At 64.7% G+C, this 8,932-nt stretch carries 8 protein-coding genes and 1 riboswitch; of the genes, 5 read left to right on the top strand and 3 right to left on the bottom strand.

Annotation, left to right across the window (positions count from 1 at the left end):
* Positions 1–705 (top strand): helix-hairpin-helix domain-containing protein (locus Q8Q83_RS19685; protein ID WP_305625821.1); only part of this gene is annotated, 705 nt, incomplete at its 5' end.
* Between the two features lie 9 nt (positions 706–714).
* Here Q8Q83_RS19685 and Q8Q83_RS19680 read toward each other — a convergent pair.
* From Q8Q83_RS19680 to Q8Q83_RS19670, 3 genes are all read right to left on the bottom strand, one after another.
* Positions 715–1,164 carry a cytochrome c gene (locus tag Q8Q83_RS19680; protein WP_305625820.1) on the bottom strand — a complete coding sequence of 150 codons (450 nt, stop codon included), beginning with the start codon at positions 1,162–1,164 and terminating at the stop codon, positions 715–717.
* A gap of 97 nt (positions 1,165–1,261) precedes the next feature.
* Positions 1,262–2,851 carry a methyl-accepting chemotaxis protein gene (locus Q8Q83_RS19675; RefSeq protein WP_305625819.1) on the bottom strand — a complete coding sequence of 530 codons (1,590 nt, stop codon included), beginning with the start codon at positions 2,849–2,851 and terminating at the stop codon, positions 1,262–1,264.
* Positions 2,852–3,020: 169 nt separating this feature from the next.
* Complete coding sequence (locus Q8Q83_RS19670; RefSeq protein ID WP_305625818.1) at positions 3,021–3,407, bottom strand: MAPEG family protein; 387 nt, start codon at positions 3,405–3,407, stop codon at positions 3,021–3,023.
* 191 nt (positions 3,408–3,598) lie between these two features.
* A riboswitch (S-adenosyl-L-homocysteine riboswitch) is annotated at positions 3,599–3,692 on the top strand.
* Positions 3,693–3,715: 23 nt separating this feature from the next.
* Between Q8Q83_RS19670 and ahcY the strand changes: the two genes are divergently transcribed.
* The 4 genes from ahcY to Q8Q83_RS19650 all read left to right on the top strand — a co-directional run.
* Complete coding sequence (ahcY, locus tag Q8Q83_RS19665) at positions 3,716–5,125, top strand: adenosylhomocysteinase (protein WP_305625817.1); 1,410 nt, start codon at positions 3,716–3,718, stop codon at positions 5,123–5,125.
* 114 nt (positions 5,126–5,239) lie between these two features.
* On the top strand, positions 5,240–6,085 hold the full coding sequence (gene metF / locus Q8Q83_RS19660) for a methylenetetrahydrofolate reductase [NAD(P)H] (protein ID WP_305625816.1): 846 nt from the start codon (positions 5,240–5,242) through the stop codon (positions 6,083–6,085).
* Positions 6,086–6,308: 223 nt separating this feature from the next.
* Positions 6,309–7,685, top strand: a complete 1,377-nt coding sequence (gene ppnN / locus Q8Q83_RS19655) for a nucleotide 5'-monophosphate nucleosidase PpnN (protein ID WP_305625815.1) — start codon at positions 6,309–6,311, stop codon at positions 7,683–7,685.
* Between the two features lie 309 nt (positions 7,686–7,994).
* Positions 7,995–8,932 (top strand): DEAD/DEAH box helicase (locus tag Q8Q83_RS19650; protein WP_305625814.1); only part of this gene is annotated, 938 nt, incomplete at its 3' end.

The following is an 8,932-nucleotide window of genomic DNA, read 5'->3' as shown; positions in this document are numbered from 1 at the left end:
CGTAGCGGCCGCATCACCCCGGTGCTGCGCGTGCAACCGGTCAAGCTGGACGACCGGCGGGTCGAATATGTCAGCGCCGACTCGCTGCAACACTGGCAGACCCTGGATATCCGCCCCGGCGATCAGATCGCCATCCGCCTGGCCGGATTGACCATTCCCAAGCTGGACAGCGTGCTCTGGCGCACCCAGCAGCGCGCCAAACTCGAAGTGCCCAACCCCGCCGCCTACCATCCGCTGAGCTGCTGGCGCGCCACCCCGTCCTGCGCCAGCCAGTTTCGCGCGCGCCTGGCCTGGCTGAGCGGCAAGCAAGGTCTGGCGCTACCCGGGGTCGGCCCCGGCACCTGGGAGAAACTGCTGCAGGCGCGGCAACTCGAGGGTCTGCTCGACTGGCTGCGGCTATCCGCAGAGCAACTGGCGGAGATTCCCGGCCTAGGCCCGCGCAGCGCCGCCAAGCTCAGCCAGAGTTTTGCCCTGGCCCGACAACGCCCGTTAAGCGCCTGGCTGCGCGCCCTGGGCCTGCCGGCAAAGGGCTTGGCGGCAGTCAACGGCAACTGGCAGGAACTCGCGCAACGCAGCGCCGCGGATTGGCAGCATCAGCCGGGCATCGGTCCCGAACGCGCGGCGCAGCTGCAGGCGTTCTTCCGGCACCCGGAGGTGTTGGCCCTGGGTGAGCAACTGCGCCAGGCGCAGATCGCGGGTTTCTAAAGCGGCGATTTAGAACGCGCGAAACTCCTTATGGCAGGCCTCGCAGCTGTCTTCCACGAGCTGCACGGGCGCGGACAGATCGGCGCTGTTCAGCGGACGCGTGGTAGTCGCGGCGACCAGCGCGGCGGTGCTGGCTTCCAGCGCCCGGGCCAGTTGCTGGAAATGCGCCTGACGCTGCCAGACCTCATCCTTGGCATGGCTATCACCGCCCTCTTCCTTGACCTGGGGAAAATGCTGCCAGGGCGTGCGGGTCAGTTGATCAAGCTCGGCGGCGCCGGCGACGAAGCGCGGTTCATTGAAGGCGATGCGCCCGCGCAGCATGCCACCGAGGTCTTCGCTGACTTTGAGCATCTGCTTGAAGATGGTCTGCCGCTTACCCTGCGGCGAATTGGGATCGACCCCGCCGCACGCGGCCAGGGTCAAGGCAAGGAGTGGCAACAGCAGGTATCGGCTTTTCATCAACAACTATCGCGCTCGGCTCGGAAGGACGCGCAGTATCGCAGATGGCTAGCCGATAGCGCAGGCGCAAATGCCCAGCGGCGCCTGCCCGGATAACTCAGGTCTGAAAGCGGCTGAGCTGGCCGGTCAGGCGCTGCACCTCGCCATGGATCTGGCTGCTGACCTGCATCACGCTCTGCGCATCGTCATGGCTGCGCTCGGCCAGGCCGGACACCTCCGCCACCCGCTGGTCGATGTCATGCGCCACCTGGCTCTGCTCCTCGGCCGCCGTGGCGATCTGCGCATTCATCGCATTGATGCTGTCCACCGCCCCGACTATGGAGTCCAGCACCAGGTTGGCCTCCTGAATATGCTGCAGGTTGTTGTGCACCAGCGCGGTGCTGTCCTGAATGCCCTCCACGGCTTGCTGGGCACCAGCCTGCAGGCGCTGGATGATCGCCTGGATCTCCCCGGTGGATTGTTGGGTGCGGCTGGCCAGGGTGCGCACCTCGTCGGCGACCACGGCGAAACCGCGCCCGGCTTCGCCGGCACGGGCCGCCTCGATGGCGGCATTGAGCGCCAGCAGATTGGTCTGTTCGGCGATGGCGGTGATCACCTCCAGCACCTTGCCGACCCCGGCGGTCTCCTCGCGCAGGGCCACCATTCCCGCGGCATTGCGCTCCATCTGCTGCGACAGATTGGCCAACAGCTCGCCGCTGCGCCGCACCGCGCGTTGCCCGGTCTGAGCACAGTCATCGGCGCTGCGCGCCGACTCGGCGGCCTGGCTGGCATGGCGGGCGACTTCGGCCACGGTGGCGCTCATTTCGGTCATGGCGGTGGCCACCTGATCGAGGTTCTCGTGCTGCCGGCGCGCGCCCTCACCCGCCGCCTGGGCCAGGGTCAGGGCCTGCTGCACATGGGCCTGGGTATGCCCACCCGAGGCCTTGACCTCGCCCAGCAACGCCCGCACCGCCGCCTGCATGCGGTTATAGCCGGCGATGATGCGGCCAATTTCATTGTCGCGCTGCCCACCATCCAGGCCCCGGGTAAAGTCGCCGGCACCGACCCGGGTCAGGCCGAGTTCCACCATGCCCAGGTTGGCCATCAGCGGACGCAGGCCAAACTGCCGGCCCAGCACCACCAGCAGCAGAATCCCCAGCAGACAGCTGAAGGCCAGCCACATCAGGCTGCGCTGCTGGTTCTCGACATGGGCGGCCATCAGCCCCACCGCCTTGTTCATCTCGCGCAACAGGCTGGTCGAGGCGGCCTCCAGAGCGGCCAGATCGACCGCCTGGGGATCGCCGCCCAAGGCTTCCAGCTGGCGGCGGAAGTCCTGCCACAACTGCCCGACCTGGGCCATCTGCGCCTTGATCTGCGGCTGCTCGATGGCGCTGATATTGCGCTCGCGGTTGCCCTTCAGCAGGTCCTCATGGGCCTTGGCGAACTGCGCGATGGTCGCCTCGAGCACGCTGCGGGAAATGGCCTTCTCGCGCAGCAGCAAGGCCTCCTTGGTCATCTTCTGGCTGAGCATGCGCTGGGCACCGGCGACATTGATGGTCTCCGGCGACACCGCCATGCTCAGGTACAGCGCCACCGAGGCGACCAGCGCCAGGAGAAACATCAGGGCATAGGAAAACAGGAATTGCTGGTTCAGGGTGCGCAAACCCATGGCGCACAGCAGGCGATCGAAAAACAGCGTGGCTGACATGACGCATCCCTCGAGACTGGTTGCGGCGACTCCTGCACCGTCGCTACAACACTAGTCCAGCCACGCCAACCCGCAAGACGCGCAACGCCTTTAGCCGCGGGGCTTGGCGCCCCTAAGCGAGGCAGTGGCGCGCACCTGTTTAGGGCATTCGCACCACCTCGCATCAGGCTTAGGCCGAGACCACGAACAGGCTGACGATCAGGCCCATGCCGACGAACCACACCAGGCTGCGCAGTGGCGCCCAATTGGCCAGGTAGCAGATAAAATACAGCACGCGGCTGAGGATAAAGGCCATGGCCAGCTGATCGAGCAGGGCCTGTTCGGCGCCACCGGCCAGGTGGGCGATGATCACCGCGGCGGCGAAGGCCGGGGTGACCTCGAAGCTGTTGAGCTGGGCATTATTGGCGCGCCGGCCGAGGCCTTCGAGGCTGGCGAGAAACGCCCGCGGGTCATAATTGTGCCTGGGGCTGAAACCGCCACTGACCGCCTTCGCGGTGATGGTGGACAGGTAAGGCAGGAACAGCGCAAGCAACACACACCAGTAAGCCAGGGTCATCGCAACTCCACAGGTTCGGGGCAAGAAGCCTCGCAGCCTGCACCAGGCTGTGCGCAAACACCATGAGCAAAGCGGCTAGACCCTAGGGCACAACAGCCAACTCGCCCGACAGAAAGCCTTGGGCTTATCCGCCAGCCTGGCTATACTTCGCCAGCTTCACGCGCGCGGCCCGCTCCGCACGCGCCCGCCACCCGTCCGAGGGGCGCTGCAGCAAAACCCGCCAAGCGGGGATTTGTCAGGCTCGGATGGGGCGTTAACCATACGCATCAACGGCGCCCATTCGCAGACAACGAATGGAGATCTCATTTATGAGCGCTGTACTGACGCCTGCCGGTTTCACCGACTTCAAGGTTGCCGACATTTCCCTGGCCGCCTGGGGCCGCCGCGAAACCATCATCGCCGAATCCGAGATGCCCGCCCTGATGGGCCTGCGCCGCAAATACGCCGGCGAACTGCCGCTGAAAGGCGCGAAGATCATCGGCTGCATCCACATGACCATCCAGACCGCCGTGCTGATCGAAACCCTGATCGCCCTGGGCGCCGAAGTGCGTTGGTCCTCGTGCAACATCTTCTCCACCCAGGATCAGGCCGCCGCCGCCATCGCCGCCGCCGGCGTCCCGGTCTTCGCCTGGAAGGGCGAGACCGAAGCCGAGTACGAGTGGTGCATCGAGCAGACCATCCTCAAGGACGGCCAGCCGTGGGACGCCAATATGATCCTCGACGACGGCGGCGACCTGACCGAGATCCTGCACAAGAAATACCCGCAGATGCTCGAGCGCATCCACGGCGTCACCGAAGAGACCACCACCGGCGTGCACCGCCTGCTGGAGATGCTGGCCAAGGGCGAGCTGAAGATCCCGGCGATCAACGTCAACGACTCGGTGACCAAGAGCAAGAACGACAACAAGTATGGCTGCCGTCACAGCCTCAACGACGCGATCAAGCGCGGCACCGACCACCTGCTGTCGGGCAAGCAGGCGCTGGTGATCGGCTACGGCGACGTGGGCAAGGGCTCGGCGCAGTCGCTGCGTCAGGAAGGCATGATAGTCAAGGTCACCGAAATCGATCCGATCTGCGCCATGCAGGCCTGCATGGACGGTTTCGAACTGGTCTCGCCGTTCAAGGACGGCATCAACGATGGCACTGCCGCCAGCATCGACGCCCAGCTGCTGGGCAAGATCGACCTGATCGTCACCACCACAGGTAACGTCAACGTCTGCGACGCCAATATGCTCAAGGCCCTGAAGAAGCGCGCCGTGGTGTGCAACATCGGCCACTTCGACAATGAAATCGACACCGCCTTCATGCGCAAGAACTGGGCCTGGGAAGAGGTCAAGCCGCAGGTGCACAAGATCCACCGCACCGGCGCCGGCAGCTTCGATCCGCACAACGACGACTACCTGATCCTGCTGGCCGAAGGCCGCCTGGTCAACCTGGGCAACGCCACCGGTCACCCGAGCCGGATCATGGACGGCTCCTTCGCCAACCAGGTGCTGGCGCAGATCTTCCTGTTCGGCCAGAAGTTCGCCGACCTGCCGGCCGCGCAGAAGGCCGAGCGCCTGTGCGTGGAAGTGCTGCCGAAGAAGCTCGACGAAGAAGTGGCCCTGGAAATGGTCAAGGGCTTCGGCGGCGTGGTCACCCGACTGACCCAGCAGCAGGCCGAGTATATCGGCGTCACCCAGGAAGGCCCGTTCAAGCCGAACGCCTACCGCTATTGATGCGTAGGATGGGTTAGCCGCGTAGCGGCCTAACCCATCGAGAACCATGGCGGGTTACGCCTGCGGCTAACCCACCCTACGCCCAAGCCTGGCTTGTTTTAACTGGAAAGTCTTATGTCTCAAGAACGCCGTTACAGCTTCGAATTCTTCCCCACCAAGACCGAAGCCGGGCACGAAAAACTGATGAACGTGGCGCGCCAACTGGCCGGCTACAACCCCGATTTCTTCTCCTGCACTTACGGTGCCGGTGGCTCCACCCGTGATCGCACGCTGAATACCGTGTTACAGCTGGATGGCGAGATCAAGGTGCCGGCCGCGCCGCACCTGTCCTGCGTCGGCGACAGCAAGGCCGAGCTGCGCGAGCTGCTGAGCCTGTACCAGAACGCCGGGATCAAACGCATAGTCGCCCTGCGCGGCGACCTGCCGTCCGGCATGGGCATGGCCAGCGGCGAGCTGCGCTACGCCAACGAGCTGGTCAGCTTTATCCGTGAAGAAACGGGCGATCATTTCCATATCGAGATCGCCGCCTACCCGGAGATGCATCCGCAGGCGCGCAACTTCGAAGACGATATCGCCAACTTCGTGCGCAAGGCCAAGGCCGGCGCCGACAGCGCCATCACCCAGTACTTCTTCAACGCCGACAGCTACTTCTACTTCGTCGAGCGCGTGCGCAAGCTGGGCGTCGATATCCCGGTGGTGCCGGGCATTATGCCGATCACCAACTACAGCAAGCTGGCGCGCTTCTCCGATGCCTGCGGCGCGGAGATCCCGCGCTGGATTCGCAAGCAGCTGGAAGCCTATGGCGACGACATCGACAGCATCCAGGCCTATGGCGAGCAGGTGATCAGCGAGATGTGCGAGCGCCTGCTGCAAGGCGGCGCACCGGGGTTGCACTTCTATACCCTGAACCAGGCCGAGCCGAGCCTGGCGATCTGGAACAACCTCAAGCTGCCGCGCTGAGCAGCAGGCCGCTGCCCGCTTGCGCGGGTAGCGGCACTTGGCCTAGCCCCCTCGGGGCGCTACGCAATGCAAGCCGCCAGCAGTCATGCCCGCCATGCCTTCACCTGGTAGTTTTGCCTAACGGGACGCCCAGACGCATGCCAAGCAACGACCGCGCGTGCATAATTCGACCCAGCGCTTAGCCATGTACGGCTGCGCGTTACCACACCCATGGAGCGCCGCAATGGCTGCAGCACGAAAAAAGACCAATGCCTCAGTGTCGCCCAAGGGCAGCCTGGAAACCCTGTCGCAGCGTGAGGTGCAGAAGCTGCGCGAGACCGGTTCCGGCAGTGTCTATGCACTGTTCCGCCAATGCGCCCTGGCGATCCTCAATACCGGCTCGCACAGCGATAACGCCAAGACCATTCTGGAAGCCTACCCGGACTTCGAGATCCGCATTCACCAGCAGGATCGCGGCATTCGCCTGGAACTGCTCAACGCCCCCGCCGATGCCTTCGTCGATGGCGAAATGATCGCCAGCACCCGGGAAATGCTGTTCAGCGCCCTGCGCGATATCGTCTATACGCAGAGCGAGCTGGAAAGCAAAAGGGTGGATTTCAGCAGCTCCCAGGGCATCACCGACTACGTCTTCCACCTGCTGCGCAACGCCCGCACCCTGCGCGCCGGCGTGGAGCCGAAAATCGTGGTGTGCTGGGGTGGGCACTCGATCAGCACCGAGGAATACAAGTACACCAAGACCGTCGGCCACGAGCTGGGCCTGCGCGGCCTGGACGTCTGCACCGGTTGCGGCCCCGGGGTGATGAAGGGACCGATGAAGGGCGCCACCATCTCCCATGCCAAGCAGCGCAACGTCAAAGGCCGCTACCTGGGGCTGACCGAGCCGGGGATCATCGCCGCCGAGGCGCCCAACCCGATAGTCAACGAGCTGGTGATACTGCCGGATATCGAGAAACGCCTGGAAGCCTTCGTCCGCGTCGGCCATGGCATCATCATCTTTCCCGGCGGCGCAGGCACCGCCGAAGAGCTGCTGTATTTCCTCGGCATCCTGATGCACCCGGACAACCAGAACCTGCCCTTCCCACTGATCATGACCGGGCCGAAAAGCGCCACCCGCTACCTGCAGCAGCTGCATGACTTTATCGGTGCCACCCTGGGCCTGGATGCGCAACAACGCTACAAGATCATCATCAATGACCCCAGCCAAGTGGCGCGGGAGATGGCCCAGGGCATCAAGGAAGTCACCCAGTTCCGCCGTGCCCGCAACGACGCCTTCCACTTCAACTGGCTACTGAAGATCGACGAGAGCTTCCAGCATCCCTTCGAGCCCACCCACGAGAATATGGCCAGCCTCAAACTGACCCGCCAGCAGCCGGTGCACGAGCTGGCGGCCCATCTGCGCCGGGCTTTCTCCGGCATAGTCGCAGGCAACGTGAAGGACAAGGGCATTCGCCTGATCGAACAGCACGGCCCCTATCAGATCACCGGAGGCCAGGACATCATGCAGCCCCTGGACCAGCTGCTGCAGGCCTTCGTCGACCAGCACCGGATGAAGCTGCCGGGCAACAGCGCCTATGTGCCCTGCTACAGGCTCGCGACTTAATTTGGCGGATCGGCGGCTGCCCTCAGCCTGCAACGGGGCAGCCGTAGCGGCCGATATGCCCGCCGGATGCCGGCCGACAAGCCCGCTGCGGCGCCTCTTGCCGGGCCGGCAACGGCGCCGCAGACCGCCGAGCGGCCTGAGGCTCGCACAGACTAACGGCTCTGTTATACTCGGGCCTTCCCGCCAGGCTTGCGCCCGGATGCTAGCCCCCAGAGGTCAGCAGTACCGGACGGGATTGCGCCCCCCAAGCGCGATTCAAGCCAGGCAATACACCCCATAGGGCTGCGCCCTCACTAGACAGGATTACACATGTCCTTTGCCTCCCTCGGTCTCTCCGAGGCTTTAGTCCGTGCGGTCGAATCTGCCGGCTACACCCAACCCACTCCGGTGCAACAGCGGGCCATCCCCGCCGCGTTGCAAGGTCGCGACCTGATGGTGGCGGCCCAGACGGGTACAGGTAAGACAGGCGGTTTTGCCCTGCCGATCCTCGAGCGACTGTTCCCCAACGGTCACCCGGATCGCGAACAGCGTCACGGCCCGAAACAACCGCGCGTGCTGGTGTTGACCCCCACCCGCGAACTGGCCGCCCAGGTGCATGACAGCTTCAAGCTGTATGCCCGCGATTTGAAATTCGTCAGTGCCTGCATCTTCGGCGGCGTTGGCATGAACCCCCAGGTACAAGCCCTGGCCAAGGGCGTCGACGTGCTGGTGGCCTGCCCCGGTCGCCTGCTCGACCTGGCCAACCAGCGCGCCATCGACCTGTCCCACGTGGAAATCCTGGTCCTCGACGAAGCCGACCGCATGCTCGACATGGGCTTTATCCATGACGTGAAGAAGGTCCTCGCCAAGCTGCCGACACAACGGCAGAACCTGCTGTTCTCGGCGACCTTCTCGAAAGACATCACGGATCTCGCCAGCAAGCTGCTGCACAACCCCGAGCGCATCGAAGTCACCCCGCCGAACACCACGGTGGAGCGCATCGAACAGCGCGTATTCCGCGTGCAGGCCAGCCACAAGCGCGCCCTGCTCGCCCACCTGATCACCGCCGGCGCCTGGGAACAGGTGCTGGTGTTCACCCGCACCAAGCACGGCGCCAACCGCCTGGCCGAGTACCTGGACAAGCACGGCCTGGCGTCGGTGGCGATCCACGGTAACAAGCGCCAGAACGCCCGCACCAAGGCCCTGGCCGACTTCAAGGCGAACCAGGTGCGCATCCTGGTCGCCACCGATATCGCCGCCCGCGGCCT

Source organism: Pseudomonas sp., from assembly GCF_030696055.1.
Lineage (GTDB): Bacteria > Pseudomonadota > Gammaproteobacteria > Pseudomonadales > Pseudomonadaceae > Aquipseudomonas.
The sequence above is the reverse complement of the archived record's forward strand: the minus strand, read 5'-3'. Positions and strand labels throughout refer to the sequence as shown.